Below are 18384 nucleotides of genomic sequence, written 5' to 3' on the forward strand. Positions count from 1 at the left end.
TCGAACGGCTGTCAGCGCTCCGGCCCCGGCGGCGGCGCCGGGGCCGCCACGACGGCGCTCCGGTCGGAAAGTGCCGTCCCGGGTGGCATGCTCCGGTCGGAAAGTGCCGTCCCGGGTGGCATGCTCCGGCCGGAAAGTGCCGTCCCGGGTGGCATGCTCCGGCCGGACCGGGGCAGCCGACAGCCGTACCACGAAGACGGAACCCCGTTCGACGAGGAGGCAGTTGTGACCAGCGGACTGTGGGGCTACGGCAACGCCGAGGGCTACACCCCGGGCACGGACCTGACGGGCTACCGGGTCGAGGCCGAGGACGGCCACATCGGCAAGGTCGACCGGCACACCGCGGAGGTCGACTCCGCGCACATCGTGGTCGACACCGGCCCGTGGATCTTCGGCCGCGAGGTGCTGCTCCCGGCCGGCACGATCCGGCGCGTGGACAGCGAGGAGCGGACGGTGTGGGTGAACCGGACGAAGGACGAGGTGAAGAACTCGCCCGAGTACGTCCGGGAACGGCACACCGACGACCCCGACTACCAGCGGGCGATCGGCAGCTACTACGGCGGGATCTACTGACCCCGCCGCCCGCGCACCCCGCGTACCGCACCGGGCCCCGACCACACAGTCGGGGCCCGGTGCCGTACGCCGTCGGGCCCGCGGCCCGCCGCCCGTGGCCCGCACCGCCGGAGGGCGGGCCGCCGCGACGGCGCGCGACCGCGCAACCCGCTGCCGCGTACGGTTCGTCCACGGCGCGTTGTCCTGGACGGCGCGCGACCGGTCCGGCCCCGCGCCCCTAGATTCACCGGAACCCCACGACCGGCGACCTCCGGGAGCGACACACGTGAACTGGCTGATCCATGACTACCGCGAGGACGACCTGGCCGCCGTCGTCCACCTGATCGACAGCACCGCAGGCCTCGGACAGGAGTCCGTGTTCTCGCTCGCCGAGTGCATCGCCGCGCTGACCGCGCGCCAGCCCGCCGTCGTCGCCGTGCACGACGGCACACCGATCGGGGCGGCGCTCGCCCAGGTCGCGGGGGCGGGCGAGCGGGCGTGGGTGATGCGGGTCGCGATCGCGCCGGCCTGGCGCGGGCGCGGGCTGGCCAGCGCACTGCTGCGCGAACTGGAGCGGCGGCTGGTCGAGGCCCGCGTGCGGCGGATCGCCTACGTGCTGCCGGAGGAGGAACTGCTCGGCGAGGGGCTGCGCAACGCCGGCTACCAACGACGGCCCGCCGCCGCGTACTTCGAGAAGACCGAGCCCGCCGCCGGCCCCCTGGCCGGCACCCTCGACGAACTCGGCGGGCGCGTCCTGAGCGGAGACCTGTGGGACCAGGTCGCCGGGATGACCGCCGAGAAGGAACTGATCGAACGGCGGATCGTGCTGCCGCTCGCGGAACCCGAGCGCGCGGCCCGGCACGGCGTACGGCCACCGCGCGCGATCACCCTGTTCGGGCCGCCCGGCACCGGCAAGACCACCTTCGCCCGGGCCATCGCCTCCCGCCTGGGCTGGCCGTTCGTCGAACTGCTGCCGTCCCGCCTCGCCGACGAGGGCAACCTCGCCGCCGCGCTGCGCAGCGCGTTCGCGCGGATCGGCGAGCTGGAGCGGGTCCTGGTCTTCATCGACGAGGTGGAGGAGATCGCCCCCGTCCGCGGCGAAGCGGGCCCGACGGGGGCGATGCACGGGGTGACCAACGAGCTGCTCAAGCTGATCCCCGGCTTCCGCGAGCGGGACGGCCGGCTGCTGGTCTGCGCGACCAACTCCGTCCGCTCGCTCGACCCGGCGTTCCTGCGCACCGGCCGGTTCGACTACGTCATCCCGATCGGCACCCCCGACCCGGACGCCCGCGCCGCGATCTGGTCGCGCCACGCGCTCGCCACCGACCGCCTCGACGTGGACGTCCCGGCGCTGGTCGCCGCGAGCGAGCGCTTCTCCCCCGCCGACATCGAGCACGCCGCGCGGCTGGCGGCGCAGACCGCGTTCGAGCGCGACGACGCCGTGCCCGGGGCGACCACCGCGGACCACCTCGCCGCGATCGGCGCCAGCCGCCCGACGGTGACGGCCGCCATGGTCGAGGCGTTCCGCGCCGACATCGGCTCCCACGCCCGGTTGTGACGGCACGGCGTCCGGACCCGGACGCCCGTCGGTCCGGCCGGCCGGCGGCCCGGCTGCCCGGCGGCCCGGCTGGATCACGGCACGCGCAACCGCTCCGGCGCCGACCGCCCCCGTCGGTGCCGGACCCCCCGACGGTGCCGACCGACCCCGACGGTGCCGGGCCCTCCGTCCGTGCCAGGCCCTCCGGCGGCGGGGCAGCGCGAGCGCGGTCAGCCGCGGTCGTGCCGGCCGGCCCACACGCTGGGGGTCCGCTGCGCCCAGGGGGCGGCCTGTTCCAGCTGTCCGGCGAGGCGGAAGAGGACGTCCTCCCGCCCGTACCCGGCGGCGAACTGGATGCCGACCGGCAGTCCGGTGGCGGGGTCGGTCTCCAGCGGAACGGACATGGCGGGGGTGCCCGCGACGTTGAACGGGGCGGTGAAGGGCGAGCGGTGGAAGACCTGGCGGAGCCAGCCGAGGCCGTCGGCCTCCTCGGCACCGTCGGCGTACGTGCCCAGGGGCACGGGCAGTTCGGGCAGGGTCGGGGTGAGCAGCAGGTCGTGGTCGGTGAAGTACCGGCCGAGCGCGCGGGCGACGCCGTTGCGCGTCGCGAGCGCGTGGACGAACTCGGCCCCGCTGACGCGCCGTCCGTAGGCGTAGGCGGCCAGTGCCTCGGGTTCGAGGGTGGTGGAGTCGACGGGCCGTCCGAAAGCCGCGGCGAAGCCGTCGATCCACGTCACCAGGTTGGTGGTCCACAGGCGCGCGTTGGCCAGGACGAAGTCCTCCCAGCTGACGCCGAGGTCGACCCGGACCTCCTCGACCCGGTGCCCGAGGGACTCGACGAGCCGCGCGGAGCGGAGGGTGGCGTCGATGATCGTGCCGTCCACGGTCCGGCCGCCCCAGGGCCGGGTGAGGAGCCCGATCCTGAGGGTGCCCGGGGAGCGGGTGACCTCCTGCGCGTAGGGCCGTTCCGGCCGCCCGGCGGCGTAGGGGTCGCCGGCCTCGGGGCCGTGGACGAGGTCCAGCAGCGCGGCACTGTCGCGGACCGAACGGCTGAGGGCGCCGTGGACGGCGAGCCCGTTGAAGACCTCGTCCGCGTCGGGGCCCATGGAGATCCGGCCGCGGGTCGGCTTCAGCCCGAACAGGCCGTTGGCGGCGGCCGGGACGCGGATGGAACCGGCCGCGTCGGTGGCGTGGGCGAGCGGGACGATGCCGGCGGCGACGGCGGCTCCGGAGCCGCCGCTGGAGCCGCCGGGGCTCCGGGTCGGGTCCCAGGGGTTGCGGGTGGCGCCGTACAGGACGCCTTCCGTGGTGGTGCTGTAGGCGAACTCGGGGGTCGCCGTGCGTCCGAGCGTCACCAGCCCGGCGCAGCGGAAACGCGCCATGAGCGAGGAGTCGGACGTGGCGACGTTTCCGGCGGCGAGCCGGCTGCCCAGCTCGGTCCGCTGTCCGGCCATCGCGACGGCGAGGTCCTTGATCAGGAACGGCACGCCGGCCAGTGGTGTGCTGCCCGGGGCCGGCGCGTCCTGTGCGGGCCAGGTCTCGACGACGGCGTTGATCTGCGGGTTCACGGCCTCGGACGCCAGCCGGGCGGTGGAGGCGAGTTCCGCGGGCGTCACTTCGCCGCGGGCGACCAGTTCGGCCAGGCCGACGCCGTCGTGGGTCACGTACTCGGAGAGCTTCATCTTCGTCCGTTCGGGAGGTCGGGAGGCCGGGAGGCCGGGAGGCCGGGACGACCGGCACGGGCCGTCGATACCGAACGGTCTCGCATGAGACCGATCGGTATCGTTCGGGACTGGGCGGTACCGTAGCATTGCGGGCGGGCGGTGCGCCGCCCCACCGGACACACCCGACGGACCGATGGAGAGCGGGATGGTGAGCACCGAGAGAGCCGGCCGGCAGAGCCGGGTGGCCAAACTGCCGCCCCGGGAACGGATCCTCGACGCGGCGGAGGAACTCTTCTCACGCGAGGGGATCAAGGCGGTCGGCGTCCAGGCGATCGCCGACCGGGCCGAGACCACCAAAATGGCGCTGTACCGCCATTTCGCGACCAAGGACGCGCTGGTCGAGGAATGGCTCCGGATCGTCGCGGCCGACTACACCGCCGCCTTCGACCGGCTGGAGACCGCGCACCCCGACGACCCCCGGGCCCAGATCCTGGGAATGGCCCGCTTCATCGCCGACGGCCTCCCCGCGATCTCCCACCGCGGCTGCCCGTTCATCAACTCCATCGCCGAACTGCCCGACCGCGACCACCCGGCGCGTCAGCTGATCGAAGCCCACAAGGCCGGCCAGGCACGCCGGCTCACCGACCAGTGCGCCCGCGCCCGACTGACCGACCCGGACGAGGCCGCCGCCGAGATCACCTTCCTCCTCGAAGGAGCCCAGGTGAGCGCCCAGAACGGCAGCATCGACCACGCGGGCGAGCGGCTGATGCGGATCGTCGAGGCCGTGCTCGACCGCCGCTCGGCCGCAGGCTCCGCGCCGTGACGGGAGTGACTGGCCTGACGGGCCTGACGGAGCACCGTGGTTCGCGAGTGGGGCACGACGGTCTGCGACTCCGGGCCGGCCGCACCCACCCCCTGCTCGCCGGGCACATGGAGATCGACGGATGCCGGACCCTGCACCCCGGCCGGGACCCGGGCGACCACTCCATGTGCCACCACGGCGAACGAACCTGGAACCAGGTCCACGCGGTCACCCTGGAACCGTGCGACACCACCACCCTGCTGCGCCGGACCATCCCCGCAGAAGCAGAGGAACCCGAACAGGCCGAAGCCTGACAACACCCCCGGACCGTGCAGCGCGACGGCGGGGCGGTCGCCACCCCACGCGGACGGCCCGGCCTCGCACCCGCCGGCCGGAACGCCCCGACGGGCGCCGGCCGGTCCTTCAGACCCTGTCGAGGGTCCCACCGAGGTAGCCGACGAGGTGGTCCGGGTGCAGGACGATGTCGACCAGGACGGCGACCGGCAGGACGAGGTGGATGTAGAGGGCTCCCGTCAGCACGCACCGCACCAGGCGAACTCCGGGGCGGGGCACGGACGCCGCGGCCCGCCGGTGGTGCGCGTTCCAGCGCCCGATCGCGAGGCCGAGACCGAGGCCGACCAGCCCGCCGACCGCGACCAGGACCCCGAGCGCGGCCGCGACGCCGCGCAGGTCGCCCCTGAAGTGGGACAGCAGCCACAGGTCCAGCGCCAGGGTGAGTGCGCCGTACGAGCACGCCTGGACGAGGTCACTGTCCGCGGCCTGCGCCACCCGCCGCATCCACGGCATCCACCGATTCCCCCGCATGCGTCCAGGATGTGGCTGATCCGGCCCGGACGGAACGGCCCTGACTGATCGTCACTCCATCGCAACCCCGGCCCGCACCGGCACCCCGACGTGCCGGGCCGGGCCACGGCGCGCCGGGACGACCGACGACGGAATGTCGGTGCCGCCCGATAGCGTCGGGGCGAGGTAGCGACAGGTGGGCGGCGACCCGCAGGAGGAGGACGACGATGGCGACCTTCACGCTCGTTCCCGGCGCCGACGGCCGGGCCTGGTTCTGGCACCGGCTGGTGCCCGAACTCCGCTCCCGGGGGCACGACGTGGTCACGATGGACCTGCCGGGCGACGATTCCGCGGGGCTGGAGGAGATCGCGCAAGCCGTCGTCTCGGCGGTGGAGCGGAGCGGCGGCCCCGCCGAGCCGCTGGTGCTGGTGGCGCAGTCACTCGCGGGCTTCTCGGCGCCGCTGGTGTGCGGGCGGCTGCCGGTGCCCGTCGCCGAGCTGGTGCTGCTCAACGCCATGGTCCCGGCGCCCGGAGAGACCGCCGGACAGTGGTGGGAGAACACCGGGCAGGCCGCGGCCCGGTCCGACCACGCGGCCGCCACCGGGCGCGGCCCCGACCCCGAGTTCGACCTGCGGACCGACTTCTTCCACGACGTCCCGGCCGAGGTGACGGAGGAGGCGCTCTCCGTCGGCGGCGCGCCGCCGCCCTCCGCGCTGTTCGCGCAGCCGTGGCCGCTCACGCACTGGCCCGAGGTGCCGACCCGGTTCCTCCAGGGGCGGGACGACCGCTTCTTCCCGCTGGAGTTCCAGCGCAGGATCGTCCGTGAACGGCTGGGTCTGGAGGTCGAGGAGATCCCCGGCGGTCACCTCGCCGCCCTCAGCCGCCCCCGGGAACTGGCGGACGCACTACTGCGCACGGAGCCCGCGTAGGCACCGGGCCGGCGCGGGGGCGGGCGCGGGGGCGGGGCTCCCCGCCCTGCCGGCCGCTGAGGTCCTGTTCGCGGGTCCGGCCACGTCCTGCTCCCCGGGTCCGGCCACGTCCCGGGTCCGGTCGAGGTGTTGCCGGGACCGAGCAGACGACCGGTGCGGATCGTGCCGTGCCCTGTCGGCGCGGGGCGGGCGGATCGCCGCCACCACCGCACGCACGTCGAACGGACCGCCCGCCCGGCCGCGCGGACCCCGTCCACGGAACGCCCCCGGACGACGCCCGGCACACCGGATCGCCCTCCCCGCCCCTGACCGCGCCTCAGCACACCCCCGCGAGGAGGGGGTGCACGCGGTGGCGCGCGCGGGGGTTGAGAGGATCGGGCCATGGAGTTCGACGATCCGGCCGCCATGCGCCGGCTGTGCGTGGAGCGGCTCGGCCCGGAGGCCGGGCGGCAGTTCGCGGCGATGGCCCGACGCGGCTTCCGGCTGGTCGCGGCCTCGGAGGAGGCACCCGCCGCGGGCCGGTCACGGCTCGGCGGGGCCGCGCTGCTCGAACCGGGCACTCCCTGGCCGACGCTGGACGGTGTCCCGCTGTCCCTGCACGCCGTGCTCGACACCGATGCGCTGGTGACCTGGCTCGGTGAGCAACTGCCCGTCCGGCCCGGCCTGCTGAACTTCTTCTACCTCGACCCCGACGTGCCGTACGAGCAGTACAGCGAACTGGACTCCTACAGCCCCGACGCATGGCGGGTCATCCCCGCCGATCCCGCCCGGGCGCTCCCGACGACCGCCCCCGAGCCCGCCCACCGCTACCCGCCGCGGCCCGTCCACGCGGTCGAGGTGACGATGCTCCCGGACGGCTGGGACGTCCAGGACGACGACCTCGCCTACGACCGGGAGCGCCACTGGGGCGCGGCCGCGCTCGTCCTCGACGCCATGGACGACGTCGACGGGAACACCGCCGGCCACCACTGCGCCTTCGGCTGGCCGGACACCTCGTACACGATGGCGGTGACCACCCGCGACGACGACGGGCCCGCCGTCCACCTGCTCCAACTCGCCGAGGACACCGACCTCGGCTGGGGATGGGGCGACGCCGGAACGATGTACTTCACCATCCCCGCCGGCGCGTTCGCGGCAGGCGACTTCAGCCGGGCCCGGGCCGCCGGCCAGTGCTGCTGACACGGCCCGGGCGCCCTGCACTGTCAAGCAGGAGCTGACGGGGCCTGCGTCGGTCCGGTCCGTGGAGGGATCCAGCGTGTCGGTCGGCACAGGCTGACGTCCTGCGGGCACACCTGCGCCCGGGCGGACGGGGGCTTCGCGGGCGGGGCCGGCGCGTCGGACGCCGGGGAGACGTAGGAGTACTCGACGATCGTGAGTTCCCGGCCGTCGCCGAAGTCCACCGCCCGCTGGTGCGGCGCCCCGAAGACGTGGTCGTCGTCGCCCTTGATCACGACCTTCCCCGCGTCGCCGGGGAAGACGGTGAAGATCGCCCGCCCCGCGAGCCACATCGGGAACTGCCATCCCGCCATGTCGTCCAGCGAGACACCGAAGACGGCCCAGCCGCCGCCGTCGACGTTCCCGATCACGGCCAGACACGTCACGTCGTCGCCCCCCAGCCACACCAGGGCGGCGCTGGTGTGCCCGACCGCGTCGTCGAGCACGATCATGTTCGTCAGGGCGGGAGCCGGGCAGCCCTCCGGGATCATGTGATCCCCGGTCAGCGCGTCCACGATCCACCGCGCCGACGTCGGCGCCGACGCCGACAACACCACCCCGCCCCCGGCCGCTGCCGGCCGCACGGTGACGGTGGGCGCGGGCCGCGCCCAGTGGCCCCAGTCGATTACGTCACCACCGCCCTGCCCCGCGCAGGCCGCGGCCCCCAGGGCCAGCACCGCCACCGCTGCCACCGCACGTGCCGTCGTCCGCGTTCTTCGTGTCGTCCCCGTCGTCCCCGTGGTCCGTCTCACCGTGTCTCCCCGTGTCTCACCCGCGTCGCCCCGCGCCGCGTCTCCCTCGCATGGTTCCCGCTATGACGGTCAGGAAGCGTCCGCGAACGGCAACAGCACTGTGCCGAAGGCGACTTGACCGCAAATGGTCCTGCGAATCCCGGAACGGCCCCGGGCATGGGCGCAGCCGACCCGGAATCCCGGGTGCACCCCGGCGGACGGGTGTCGCGACGGGACGGGCAGGGCTACCGTGGTGGCACGGCGTGGGACGACGAGGGGGGGATCGTTGTGCTGGACGGGGCGATGGCCGCGCTGGCCGCGGCAGTGGGTTCGGGTGTCGTGCAGGCCGCCGGGACGGATGCCTGGCTGGCGTTCAGGAACCGGCTGGCCCGGCTGTTGAGCCGCGCCGACCGGCAGCGGGAGAGCACCCAGCTGGAACGGCTGGACCGGACCGCGACCGAACTGTCGGCGGCCGGGCCGGAGGGCGACGGGGGCGAGGAACGCGCCGGGGCGGAGCGCGCCAGGCACGGCGCGGCCTGGCGGGCCCGTGTCGAGGACCTCCTGGAGGAGTTGGATCCGGACGAGCGGGCCGCGGTCGCGGCGGAGCTCCGCGTGCTGCTCGACGAGGCCGCGGAGGCGTCGCGCTCCGGCGGCGGGGGCGTGTCGCGGAACCTGTTCCTCGGACCAACGGCGGTCCAGAACGGCGACGGCAACGTCCAGGTGAACCGGTTCGGCTCCCGCCCGTGACCGGGAGCGGGCCCGCCGGGGGTGACGGTCCGCGCGGTGACGATCCCCGCGGGGACAGCCAACGCGGGGACGGCCGCCGCGGGGACGCCTTCCGCGGCCCCGCCGGGGTGCAGCGCGGCAGCGGGAACCTCCAGATCAACTTCCACGAGCACCGCGCGGGCATCATCTCCGCCTGCGCGGTCGCCCTGGTGTGCGTGGCCACCGTGATCGCCGTCCGGGTGGGCAGCAGCCCGGGCACCGGCGCCGCCGGCCCGACCACCGGGAACCCGACGGCCGGGAGTCCCGCCACGGGCCCGGCGTCGGCCCCGGGCGCAGCACTTCCCGGCACCGCCGGTGCGGACCCGTCGGTGCTCACCGGGCGGCTGGTCAACGACGGCAGCGGGCTGTGCCTTCGGGCGCCCGGCACCGACGACGGCCTCGTGCCCGTGCAGGACGCCTGCACCGGCGACACCGACCGGACCTGGACACTGGCCCCGCAGAACGCCACCGCCCGCACTGCCCGCACTGTGCGCAACGCGTCCAGCGGCCGGTGCGTGACCGCGACCGGCCCGGACAACTTCGCCCCCACCCGCCAACTCGCCTGCACCGCGAACTCCGACGGGCAGCACTGGGAACTGCTGTGGGGAACGGGCGACCGGGCCGGGCACTTCATGCTGCGCGGCACCGGCAGCAGCCCGGGCGGCACCAAGTGCCTGGTGGTGCAGGGCGGCACGCCGGCCCGGCCCGCGGTGCAGGCGCCCTGCGGCGAGGAGTACGACGACCAGTGGTGGCACCTCACCACCTGAGGGCCATGAGGGCCTGCAGAGCCGTCCCGGACAAAGCAGGTGAGCTGCGGCGCGGGACTCGGTACGGTCCCGCGAGTGAAGCAGTTGAACCCGGTGTGCCATACCCACGGGCCCGGAATCGAGCCCGCCTCGCTGATCGGCCGTCGGCTGGTCCGCCTCGTCGCCTCCTGGCACGTGTACGAGGGCAGGAGGGACGACGTCCCGGTCGACCTCTGGCTGATCGACGATCACGAGGTGGCCACCCATGTCATGAGCGGAACGGACTGGTGCCTCGTCGTCGAGGCGTCCGAGCCGTACGAGGGCTACGACATGGGTGACTGGGGGCGGATCGACGTGCGGCCGACCAAGGAGGAGACCCCGTTCGCCCGCCACCTCGGGGAGACCGTCCTCGGCGCCTGGGAGGAGTGGGAGCCGATGACCGGCCGCATGGTGCTTGAGCTGGACTTCCCCTCGGGCGGCGTCCGCTGCGAGAGCTGGAGCGGTGATCTCCGCATCCGGGCCGTGGACCGCCCGGCGGGTCCGATCGTGCCGATGACCTGACCTCACCGGGACCGCTTCCCCTCCGGCGTCCGCGAGTTCCACGGGGACGTCCCCCGCGTCGAACCCGGTGACCTTCACCGTTCTCACGGGCCGCGGCCGGAGCTGGTTGATCGAGGACTGCGGGCAACGGTCAGGGGGTGGCTCGGACATGGAGGTGAGCCTGGTCGGGCGTCGGCCGACGTGGTTCCGACGCTCGTGACCGGGTTCCGACCGATCAGTACGTCACGACTCGGCGTCGCTGGCCGTCACTTGTGCACCTCGGTCGGCCGCTTGAGCGTTGGTCGCGCCGGGCGGTCAGTAGCTCCAGCTGTAGAGGCCGCCCCCCGTGCGCACCGCAGACACCGCGAGCCGGGCCACCCCCTGCAGGACCGCCGGCAGGTCATCGTCGGTCATGTCGTCCCCGTCGGCGGACCTGAGTCGTGTGGTCCAGCGGCCTGCCAGCTCCTCCAGATCGGCGGCGCCGGCGTTGGCCAACGCCCGGGTCAGCCGCTGCGGCAGCGCGAACACCTCAATACCGTCGTTCACGGGGGTGGCGACCCACTCCGGCCATGACCACCGGAGAAGCCGCTCAAGTGGCGGAGCCTCGGCCGACGGCTCCTCGAAGTACATGTCCCACTCGGCGATGGCAGTGTCCGGCTCGATGAAACGGCAGGTCACAGACTCAAAGGCTCGTCCGGGTCCCTGCAGGCGCGTCGCAGCGGCACTCTCGTCGTCGGGAGCGAGGAAGAACACGATGTCGTGGGCCATCCCAGCATGATGGCAGCCGCCGGATCGGTGCTGGCGGCGGACATCTCGACGGGTCACGGCAGGCCGCACCCTCGGCCGGCCGAACCAGCCGCTCCCGGGCCGACTGAAGCGCTCGGTCCCGTCTCGGTCACGGCGCTGCCACCGGGCCCGGTGCTACAGCTCGACGTCCATCCAGGCGATGTCGTTGAGTTCGACGTCGAGGCCGGTGGCGCGGCGGCCGCCGTCCTTGAAGTAGTGCTCGCCGAGGGCCTGGGCGAGGATCGCCTCCTGCTGGGCCCGGGGGGCGCCGGCGTCGCGGGCCGCGTAGAGGCGCTGGGCGACCGCGCCGGGCATCTTCTGGGTGATCATGCGTTCGCGCGGGTCGTCGGTGGAGCCGCCGGCGGCGCTGTAGCCGAAGGTCGCCTGGACCTGCAGCATGAAGCCGTTCCGCTCGGCGTCGCGGCGCACCCGCTGCCGCACCCGCGGCTGCCAGGCGGCCCGGACCGCCCGCTCGACCCTGGCCGCGTTGGCCTTCGTCATCGGGATGTCACCGGTCAGCTCGCCCTCGGCCACGGCCTTGAGGGCGTGCGCCCAGCGCTGCGCGGTGCGCACCGAGACGCCGGCGGCCTCGGCGAGGCGCCTGGTGTCATTCCTGGCGACCTTGTCCAGGCAGGAAGCGCACCCGGGTGTTGAGGTGCACCGGGATGGGGCGGGTGCGCTCGGCGCGCTCCAGGCCCTCGTCGATCTCCCCCACGGGGCATCGTTCCTTCCTCGCCCCCGCCGGGGCGGACTCTCGTCATGGGGGCGGCGGTCACTCGTCGGCGGAGACGACCCCGCCGGCCTTGATGTGCCGGGCCGGGTTGGCGCCGTCGGCGATCAGTTCGGCGATCTCGGCCATCGGGCGGGAGCCCTCGAACTTCACCAGGCCGGGGCTGACGCCGAGGCGCAGCGCGGTGGTGAGGGTGCCGTCGGGGGTGGTGAGGACGTCCGGGGCGTCGGGGCCGGGGGAGGCGTAGACGGCGCAGTCGGAGAGGACGGCGATGGCGTGCAGCCCGGTGTCGGCGGCCGTCCTGCGGAGCTTGCGGTGGAGGTTGACGGTGGCGGTGTCGATGACCAGGGCGCGCATCAGCGGGTCCCAGGTGGGGCGTTCCAGGGCGGGCCAGCGCTCGCCGGGCTTGTAGCCGTGGCCGCGGGGGCGCTCGCGCAGCTTGCCGATGGTGCCCTTGGCGGTGGCCTTGATGGCGGTGAGCACGGCGAGTTCGGCCGGGTCGCCGGTGGCCTTGACGGCGGCCATGGCGTCGAGGAACGCGAACGGGTCGGTGTCGGCCAGGTCGAGCGGGACGCCGAGGGCGGCCATCGTGTCGACGTAGGCCCGACGCAGGTGCTTGTGCCACGGATCGAGGTACGGGCCGTGTTCGTGGCGCAGCCAGCCTTCCGACGGGCGGACCGGGCCGCCGAGTTCGAGGGCGTAGGCGACCTTGACGGTGGTGTACCAGGCGGGGCCGGTCGGCCGGGAGCCGTCCGGGGTGAAGGGGCTGGGGAGCAGCGGGTCGGTGTCGATGTGGGAGAGGTCGACCAGCCAGGAGCCGGGGATCTTCTTGTCGAAGGCGGGGTCGCGTTCGTGTACGGGTTCGGACAGCGGCAGGGTGAGGCGGCCGGCGGCGGCGAGGAACGCCATGTTGACGTCGAGGCCGACCGCGTACGGCGCCGCCGCCTCGCGGTCGGTGAGCGGGCGGTGCCAGTCCCATGCCTCGGTCACCAGTTCCCCGCCGGGCTCCCGGCCCTGGGCGAGCGGGTGCACGTCCGGCACTTCCGGTGGCGCCGGGTCGAACGCCCTCGTGCGGGAGCCCTCGACCGGCCCGGAGGTCCAGCCGCCCTCGGTGCGCACCGCGCGGGTGGGCGGGCGCAGCGCGGTGACCAGTTCCAGGCCGGAGACGGCGGTGGAGCCGCGCGGGGTGAGGACGCGGGTGGCGTAGGTGCCGAGGAGGCGGGCCAGGTCCGGGGCGTCGAGGCCGTCGGGGAGCTGCCAGCCGCCGGAGGTGAGGGCGCCCCAGGCGGGGACGCACAGCTGCACGCACTGGCGGCGGCCGTCCTCGGGGGTGCGGTAGATCCGCGCCCACGGGCCGAGGCCGCGCTGGGTCAGCAGCCAGCCGGCCTTCTCGATCTGCTTGACGGCCTTGTGGGTCTTCGGGAGCCGGCCGAGGCGCGGCACGTACTCCTTCTTCTCGTCGCGCCCCAGCGGGGGCAGGCCGAGTTCGGCGAGCGCGGCGTCGGTGAGGACCACCAGGGCGTCGCCGTCCTTGCCGTGGCGGTGCAGGCGGGGCGAGCCGAGCCCGGTCTCCAGCGCCCACTCCACGACGTCGGCGAGGGTGCGCCCGGCCGGGGCGGTGGCGGCCTCGCCGCCGTCGGCGAGGTAGGCGACCAAGGCCTTCCCGGACGGGGCGACGTCGAGCACGGCGAGCGGACCGGCGGGGAACCGCGCGGCCGCGGCGGCCTCCCAGTCGGACGGGGCGTCGGTCCTGGCCGGAGCCTTCGACGCCGCCGGCGAGGCCTTGCGCGCCCGCGACGGCGTGGCACCCGGGCGCGAGGGGGCCGCGCGGCGCGGCGCGGCTGCGGGGGCAGCGGACGGGGTGGCCTGGCGGGGCGCAGCGACTGAAGCGACCGAAGCGACCGGCCTTGCGGGAACCCCTGACGCGGCCGGGGACTCGGCCGGGGCTGGAGCCGGGGTTGGCGCTGCGGCTGGGGCCGGAGCCGGGTCCGGGGTCGCCGGAGCGGCGGGCTCGGCGACCGGGACGGCACCGGGACGGCAGAACCCGCCCAGGTGCATCGGGTGTCCTTGCGCCCGGTAGACCGAGGGCTGCCCGCACTGCACGCACGGCGCCGCCGGCGCCATCACCAGCGACCCGTCCGGGTGCTGGTCCAGCATCGGCATCGGCATCGGCGCCGGCATCGGCGCTGTCGCCGAGGACGGGGACGGGGACGGCATCGACTCCGGGAACGGGTCCGCCGCCGCGGCCGGCGCCCGGGGGGCCTCCGCGGGTTCCGCCGCCTCGGCCGGTGCCGCCGGGGTGAGCCGGGCGGTGATGCCCTCCAGCAGCTTCGCGTACGCGGCCCGCCCCTCGCCCTGCGGGTCGCGCTGTCCGCTCTCCCACGCGGTGAAGGTGCCGACGCTGATGCCGAGGGCCTTCGCGGTCTCGGTCTTGCTCAGCCCGTACTCGGTGCGCAGCCGTGCCCGTTCGGCCGGTGCGGGCAGCGGCACCGGGCGGCGGGGCCCGGTGCCGAGCAGGGCGTCGATCGCCTCGAAGCCGTTCGGGGGGGTTGCGGTCATGTCCCTTCCCTCTGTCATCCGCCGTCAGGCCGCGCGGTACTGGCCGCGCTGGACCCGTACGACGCGTCCGGCCTTCAGCAGGGCGTCGATGTACACCGAGGCGCCGTTGCTGTTGGTCTTCCTGCCCGCGGCGGTCATGGCGCGGGCGATCTCGCCGAGCGTCAGCGGCCTGGTCGACGCCTGGAGGATCTTCACCATGGCCTCCGCCTTGGTCAGGTCCCGGATCTCGTCCCCCTGGACGAGCGGTGCCTCGGTCAGCTTGCGCAGCGCCTCGCGCTGGGCCTTGAGGCCCTCGATCCGCACGCCGAGGAGGTCTCGCTCCCGCTCGGCCTCGCGGAGCTCCTTGTCGACCCGTTCCAGGTCTTCGCCGTAGGACGCCATGAGAGGAGATTAGCAAAGACACGTTCTGCCTTAGAGAATTCTCTCTAGTCGAGTCTCACGAAGTCTCGGGGCTACGCCGCCCGTCCTCGTCACCCCGGCTGCTCCTCGCCACCCCGGCTGCCGGGTCGGAACCGCGCGGTTGCCGGTCGGGAACGACGGTGAGGCGCCGCTGGAGCCGACCGTGGAGCCGTGGACGGATCGGTACCGGATCCTGCCGGGGCAGACCTGCGTCGTCGTCACCCACTCGCCCGCGGAGGACGGTTCCTGGCCGGGGACGCAGCGTGGGGACACGGCGTGGGGACGCAGCGTGGGGACGAGCCCTTCCAGGTCGACCACCGGCGGGATTCGGTGACGGTGTGGGCCCACGGCCGTTGCTTCCACCTCGGTGACACGGCGGGCCGTGCGATCGACGCGGCCGACTGGGAGTGTCCTGCCCGGAGTTCGGATTCCTGAGGGCGGTGCCCGAGGGGTGGGCGATCACCTGCCGGCCGGTTCCACGGCGCGGGTCGGATGGTCGTCGTGTTCGGCCCGATGTGGCCCGATGCGGCCCGACAGCGTCGTGGCGTCGGGCTCGAGGGCCGTCGCGGGTCTATCTCTTGTCGGAGACGACCGACGCAAGGGAGCGGAGCCATGGGCCTCATCGACATCGAGTTGTTCACCACCCTCGACCTGGTCGGGCAGGCGCCCGGCGGCCCCGACGAGGATCCGGTCGGGTTCCCGTTCGGCGGCTGGCAGGCGCCGTTGCTGGACGAGGCCACCGGGGCGCGGATCGTCGCCGCGTACGAGGGCACGGACGCCCTTCTGCTCGGTCGGCGGACGTACGACATCTTCGCCGCGTACTGGCCGCACCAGGAGGGTGGGCAGGACGGCGGGTTCGCCGAGCTGTTCAACCGGATCCCGAAGTACGTGGCTTCCCGCGGCACGCCCGCGCTGCCGTGGGCCGGGTCCGCCCTGCTCGGCCCGGACCTGGCGGCCGCGGTGCGGGAGGTCCGGGACCGGCACGAGCACGTGAAGGTCGTCGGCAGCCTGAACCTGGTGCAGACCCTCCTGCGGGAGAGGCTGTTCGACCGGCTCGACCTGTGGGTGCACCCGATCGTGCTGGGCGTCGGGAAGAAGGTGTTCGAGGACGGCGCGGTGCCCACGAACGTCACGCTCCTCCAGCCCCCGACGGCCGGCCCCAAGGGCACGGTGTTCCTGCGCTACGGGCTCGCCGAGGGCACGCCCGCGACCGGCGACATGAGCGCGCCCGACCGCGGCCTCGGACAGGACGGCTGAACCTGCCCGCACCCGGCGGGTCACGGCTCTGACGGCCGGCCGCGCCCGGGGCAGCCGGCCGCGCCCGGGGCGGTCAGCTGCCTCCGCCTGCCTGTCCGGCTCGCCCGGCCTGCCCGGCCTGTTCGTAGAGCGCGACCAGCACACCGTGGACCGGCTCGCCGTCCGGGGCTTCGGCGGCCTCGTCCACCAGGGCTTGGAGGGCGGCGCCGAGGCGTGCGGCCTGGTCGGCGGTCAGGCGTAGGTGCCGGAGCAGCAGCAGCGGTTCCTGCGGGGCCTTGACGCATTCCTCGGCGACCGCCCCGAGCAGGGCGGTGGTCGGCCCGGCTTCCCGTCCGGCGGCCGTGATCCGCCGGGCGGTGCGCCGGTAGAGGTGTTCGCTGCCGCCGCGCACCTTCCTGGTCTCCACGATGCGGACGACGCCGGCGTCCTGCAGCACCTTGAGGTGGTGGGCCACCGTGCCCTTGCGGCTGTCCAGGGCCTCCGCCAGCTGGGCGACGGTGGCGGGTTGCCCGCCGAGGGCGAGCAGCAGTCGTTGGCGCAGCGGGTGGGAGAGCGCCTTGTACTGCTGCGGGCTCTCGATGGTGAGGTCCTGGTCCTGGGTCCGGTCGTCCATGCGTAAAGCGTCCAACTTTCTTGACGCTTTCGCAAGGCCCGTGCTCTACTCGTCCCCGACCTGACCGATCGGCACCAGCGGGGGACGGCACATGACGCAGCTTCAGCCGGACGAGATCACCGGGATCGTCGCGGGAGTGAGCCGGCTCACGACCGAGCGCTACGTCTTCCCCGACATCGGCGAGCGGATCGCCGAGGTCCTCGACGAGGCACTCGCCCGGGGCCGCTACCACCGGGCCGAGGACCCCGAGACGCTCGGACGGCTGGTCACCGAGGACCTCCGGTCGGTCAACGGCGACGGCCACCTGCGGCTGAAGTTCCACCCGGACCCGATCCCGTCGGAGCAGGAGGACGGCGCCGTCCTCGCCGAGCTGGCGCGGGCCGCCGACCTCTCGCTCGGCGGCGTCCCGCGGATCGAACGGCTGGAGGGCGGCGTCGCCCTGCTGGAACTCGCGCCGATCCTCTTCCCGCTCGACATGACCGGCGGGTCACTGAACGCCGCGCTCACCCTGGTCGCCCGGGCCGAGGCGCTGATCCTCGACCTGCGCGCCTGCGTCGGCGGCCACCCGTACACGACCGCCCACGTCTGCGGCCACTTCTTCGACGAGCCCACGCACCTCACCACCCTCCACGACCGCGAGGAGGGCACCGAACAGCAGTTCTGGAGCCCCGCGCTGGTGCCCGGCCCGCGGTTCGGCGGCAGCAAGCCGCTCTACGTGCTGATCAGCAAGGCCACCTTCTCGGGCGGCGAGGCGCTCGCGTACGACCTCCAGCAGCGCGGCCGTGCCGTGGTGGTCGGCGAGGCGTCCGGCGGCGGCGCCAACCCCCGGCGGGGCTTCACGCTCCACCCGCACCTGGAGGCCACCATCCCGACCGCCCGCTCGGTGAACCCGGTGTCGGGCACCAACTGGGAGGGCACCGGCGTCATCCCGGACACCGAGACGGACCCGGCCCGCGCCCACGAGGTGGCCCACCGGGCGGCCCTGGCCGACGTGGCCCGGCTCGGCGGCGACACCCCGTCGGCCGAGGAGGCCCGACGGGCCCTGCGCGGCCGGGCGCAGACCCCTCCCGCGCCGTCGGACACCCGGCTCTGACCCCCGACTCCCTGCGGACCAAAGGCAGCAGACCGGGGGCAGCGGATCGGGGCGCCGGTTCCGGTCGGACGGCGATGCGAGAGGATGCCCGCCGGACCGACACGAGAGAGCGAGGCCGACGGTGTCCGATGCGGACGCGGTGGACCTGATCCACCTGGAGGACGCGGACGGCGACCACTGCACCGTGCGCGTCACCGGCCCCTTCCGGCCGAATGGGCCGACCGGCCACGAGGTCCTCAGGGCCGAGGTGCTGGCGCACACCGACTTCCTCGACGCCCGACTGGAGTTCCACCTCGACCGGCGGGACCTCGACGCCTGGCAGGACGCGCTCGACGGCCTCGCCGCCGGCAGGGGCGCGGTCATCGGCGGGGACCGCGGGCTGAGCATGGCCCTCCAGCCGCAGGAGGACCGCTCGCTGGCCGTGACGATCGACGATCCCGACCGGCTCACCACGATGCTGTGGATCCTGCCCCCGGAGGACTGGGCGGACGACCACCGCGACCGGCTGGAAAGGCTCCGGCGGACCTGGCCGGGCAACGTCCCGGGGCGGGCCACCGTGACCGGCGAAGGCCACCGCGGCGGGTGAGTAACCGCAGCCGGTGAGGGACCGCGGCGGGTGAGGGCCGCCGTGACCGATGAAAGCCGCCGCGGCCGGTGAACGG

The 18384-nt window shown here is 74.5% G+C and carries 20 protein-coding genes; 12 read left to right on the forward strand and 8 right to left on the reverse strand.

Annotated features, from left to right (window positions below):
• Nucleotides 1-225 precede the first annotated feature (225 nt).
• Nucleotides 226-573: a PRC-barrel domain containing protein gene (locus ACFV0O_RS25965; RefSeq protein ID WP_380345748.1), complete on the forward strand. Its 348-nt coding sequence runs from the start codon at nt 226-228 to the stop codon at nt 571-573.
• A gap of 265 nt (nt 574-838) precedes the next feature.
• Nucleotides 839-2110: an ATP-binding protein gene (locus ACFV0O_RS25970; protein ID WP_380345750.1), complete on the forward strand. Its 1272-nt coding sequence runs from the start codon at nt 839-841 to the stop codon at nt 2108-2110.
• A gap of 209 nt (nt 2111-2319) precedes the next feature.
• Here ACFV0O_RS25970 and ACFV0O_RS25975 read toward each other — a convergent pair whose 3' ends face one another.
• Nucleotides 2320-3771 (reverse strand): amidase, encoded by a 1452-nt coding sequence (locus tag ACFV0O_RS25975; protein WP_380345752.1) that lies wholly within the window; start codon nt 3769-3771, stop codon nt 2320-2322.
• A gap of 187 nt (nt 3772-3958) precedes the next feature.
• Here ACFV0O_RS25975 and ACFV0O_RS25980 point away from each other — a divergent pair, with 187 nt between their 5' ends.
• Nucleotides 3959-4576: a TetR/AcrR family transcriptional regulator gene (locus tag ACFV0O_RS25980; RefSeq protein WP_380345754.1), complete on the forward strand. Its 618-nt coding sequence runs from the start codon at nt 3959-3961 to the stop codon at nt 4574-4576.
• A complete protein-coding gene (locus ACFV0O_RS25985; RefSeq protein ID WP_380345756.1) occupies nt 4573-4869 on the forward strand; it encodes a hypothetical protein in 297 nt (98 codons plus the stop codon). The genes ACFV0O_RS25980 and ACFV0O_RS25985 overlap by 4 nt, the downstream gene beginning before the upstream one ends.
• A gap of 109 nt (nt 4870-4978) precedes the next feature.
• Here ACFV0O_RS25985 and ACFV0O_RS25990 read toward each other — a convergent pair whose 3' ends face one another.
• Nucleotides 4979-5380, reverse strand: coding sequence for a hypothetical protein (locus ACFV0O_RS25990; RefSeq protein ID WP_380345758.1), 402 nt, complete (start codon nt 5378-5380; stop codon nt 4979-4981).
• Between the two features lie 206 nt (nt 5381-5586).
• Here ACFV0O_RS25990 and ACFV0O_RS25995 point away from each other — a divergent pair, with 206 nt between their 5' ends.
• Both ACFV0O_RS25995 and ACFV0O_RS26000 read left to right on the forward strand, forming a co-directional pair.
• Complete coding sequence (locus ACFV0O_RS25995) at nt 5587-6288, forward strand: alpha/beta fold hydrolase (protein WP_380345760.1); 702 nt, start codon at nt 5587-5589, stop codon at nt 6286-6288.
• A 381-nt stretch (nt 6289-6669) separates the two neighbouring features.
• Nucleotides 6670-7467 carry a DUF1963 domain-containing protein gene (locus ACFV0O_RS26000; RefSeq protein ID WP_380345762.1) on the forward strand — a complete coding sequence of 266 codons (798 nt, stop codon included), beginning with the start codon at nt 6670-6672 and terminating at the stop codon, nt 7465-7467.
• A gap of 23 nt (nt 7468-7490) precedes the next feature.
• Here the strand turns inward: ACFV0O_RS26000 and ACFV0O_RS26005 are convergent, their stop codons facing one another.
• On the reverse strand, nt 7491-8195 hold the full coding sequence (locus ACFV0O_RS26005) for a hypothetical protein (RefSeq protein ID WP_380345764.1): 705 nt from the start codon (nt 8193-8195) through the stop codon (nt 7491-7493).
• A gap of 216 nt (nt 8196-8411) precedes the next feature.
• Between ACFV0O_RS26005 and ACFV0O_RS26010 the strand changes: the two genes are divergently transcribed.
• The 3 genes from ACFV0O_RS26010 to ACFV0O_RS26020 all read left to right on the forward strand — a co-directional run bounded on the left by ACFV0O_RS26010 (nt 8412) and on the right by ACFV0O_RS26020 (nt 10306).
• Nucleotides 8412-8981 carry a hypothetical protein gene (locus ACFV0O_RS26010; RefSeq protein WP_380345766.1) on the forward strand — a complete coding sequence of 190 codons (570 nt, stop codon included), beginning with the start codon at nt 8412-8414 and terminating at the stop codon, nt 8979-8981.
• On the forward strand, nt 8978-9766 hold the full coding sequence (locus ACFV0O_RS26015; protein ID WP_380345768.1) for an RICIN domain-containing protein: 789 nt from the start codon (nt 8978-8980) through the stop codon (nt 9764-9766). Before ACFV0O_RS26010 ends, ACFV0O_RS26015 begins: the two co-directional genes overlap by 4 nt.
• A gap of 75 nt (nt 9767-9841) precedes the next feature.
• On the forward strand, nt 9842-10306 hold the full coding sequence (locus ACFV0O_RS26020) for a hypothetical protein (RefSeq protein ID WP_380345770.1): 465 nt from the start codon (nt 9842-9844) through the stop codon (nt 10304-10306).
• Nucleotides 10307-10600: 294 nt separating this feature from the next.
• Here ACFV0O_RS26020 and ACFV0O_RS26025 read toward each other — a convergent pair whose 3' ends face one another.
• The 4 genes from ACFV0O_RS26025 to ACFV0O_RS26040 all read right to left on the reverse strand — a co-directional run bounded on the left by ACFV0O_RS26025 (nt 10601) and on the right by ACFV0O_RS26040 (nt 14741).
• On the reverse strand, nt 10601-11053 hold the full coding sequence (locus ACFV0O_RS26025) for a hypothetical protein (RefSeq protein WP_380345772.1): 453 nt from the start codon (nt 11051-11053) through the stop codon (nt 10601-10603).
• Nucleotides 11054-11206: 153 nt separating this feature from the next.
• On the reverse strand, nt 11207-11644 hold the full coding sequence (gene tpg, locus ACFV0O_RS26030) for a telomere-protecting terminal protein Tpg (RefSeq protein WP_380345774.1): 438 nt from the start codon (nt 11642-11644) through the stop codon (nt 11207-11209).
• Between the two features lie 199 nt (nt 11645-11843).
• Nucleotides 11844-14360, reverse strand: coding sequence for a telomere-associated protein Tap (gene tap / locus ACFV0O_RS26035; RefSeq protein ID WP_380345775.1), 2517 nt, complete (start codon nt 14358-14360; stop codon nt 11844-11846).
• Nucleotides 14361-14384: 24 nt separating this feature from the next.
• Nucleotides 14385-14741, reverse strand: a complete 357-nt coding sequence (locus ACFV0O_RS26040) for a hypothetical protein (protein ID WP_380345777.1) — start codon at nt 14739-14741, stop codon at nt 14385-14387.
• A gap of 630 nt (nt 14742-15371) precedes the next feature.
• Here ACFV0O_RS26040 and ACFV0O_RS26045 point away from each other — a divergent pair.
• On the forward strand, nt 15372-16016 hold the full coding sequence (locus ACFV0O_RS26045; protein ID WP_380345779.1) for a dihydrofolate reductase family protein: 645 nt from the start codon (nt 15372-15374) through the stop codon (nt 16014-16016).
• Nucleotides 16017-16089: 73 nt separating this feature from the next.
• On the opposite strand, the gene ACFV0O_RS26050 is transcribed toward ACFV0O_RS26045, so the two are convergent.
• Nucleotides 16090-16629 carry an ArsR/SmtB family transcription factor gene (locus ACFV0O_RS26050; RefSeq protein ID WP_380345781.1) on the reverse strand — a complete coding sequence of 180 codons (540 nt, stop codon included), beginning with the start codon at nt 16627-16629 and terminating at the stop codon, nt 16090-16092.
• Nucleotides 16630-16720: 91 nt separating this feature from the next.
• Between ACFV0O_RS26050 and ACFV0O_RS26055 the strand changes: the two genes are divergently transcribed.
• Together ACFV0O_RS26055 and ACFV0O_RS26060 are read left to right on the forward strand one after the other, a co-directional pair.
• Nucleotides 16721-17722: a S41 family peptidase gene (locus ACFV0O_RS26055; protein ID WP_380345783.1), complete on the forward strand. Its 1002-nt coding sequence runs from the start codon at nt 16721-16723 to the stop codon at nt 17720-17722.
• Nucleotides 17723-17843: 121 nt separating this feature from the next.
• Entirely contained in the window at nt 17844-18308 is a 465-nt protein-coding gene (locus ACFV0O_RS26060; RefSeq protein ID WP_380345784.1) for a DUF5959 family protein, read from the forward strand.
• Nucleotides 18309-18384: the final 76 nt, after the last annotated feature.

Origin of the sequence: Kitasatospora sp. NPDC059577, from assembly GCF_042735475.1 — a bacterium.
In the GTDB taxonomy this organism is placed as follows: domain Bacteria; phylum Actinomycetota; class Actinomycetes; order Streptomycetales; family Streptomycetaceae; genus Kitasatospora.

Bases quoted from the DNA above. Each gene is read 5' to 3' on its own strand.
- ACFV0O_RS25975 (WP_380345752.1), bottom strand. From the start codon at position 3,771: ATGAAGCTCTCCGAGTACGTGACCCACGACGGCGTCGGCCTGGCCGAA.
- ACFV0O_RS25980 (WP_380345754.1), top strand. From the start codon at position 3,959: ATGGTGAGCACCGAGAGAGCCGGCCGGCAGAGCCGGGTGGCCAAACTG.
- ACFV0O_RS25990 (WP_380345758.1), bottom strand. From the start codon at position 5,380: ATGCGGGGGAATCGGTGGATGCCGTGGATGCGGCGGGTGGCGCAGGCC.
- ACFV0O_RS25995 (WP_380345760.1), top strand. From the start codon at position 5,587: ATGGCGACCTTCACGCTCGTTCCCGGCGCCGACGGCCGGGCCTGGTTC.
- ACFV0O_RS26000 (WP_380345762.1), top strand. From the start codon at position 6,670: ATGGAGTTCGACGATCCGGCCGCCATGCGCCGGCTGTGCGTGGAGCGG.
- ACFV0O_RS26010 (WP_380345766.1), top strand. From the start codon at position 8,412: ATGGGCGCAGCCGACCCGGAATCCCGGGTGCACCCCGGCGGACGGGTG.
- ACFV0O_RS26025 (WP_380345772.1), bottom strand. From the start codon at position 11,053: ATGGCCCACGACATCGTGTTCTTCCTCGCTCCCGACGACGAGAGTGCC.
- tap (WP_380345775.1), bottom strand. From the start codon at position 14,360: ATGACCGCAACCCCCCCGAACGGCTTCGAGGCGATCGACGCCCTGCTC.
- ACFV0O_RS26040 (WP_380345777.1), bottom strand. From the start codon at position 14,741: ATGGCGTCCTACGGCGAAGACCTGGAACGGGTCGACAAGGAGCTCCGC.
- ACFV0O_RS26045 (WP_380345779.1), top strand. From the start codon at position 15,372: ATGGGCCTCATCGACATCGAGTTGTTCACCACCCTCGACCTGGTCGGG.
- ACFV0O_RS26050 (WP_380345781.1), bottom strand. From the start codon at position 16,629: ATGGACGACCGGACCCAGGACCAGGACCTCACCATCGAGAGCCCGCAG.
- ACFV0O_RS26055 (WP_380345783.1), top strand. From the start codon at position 16,721: ATGACGCAGCTTCAGCCGGACGAGATCACCGGGATCGTCGCGGGAGTG.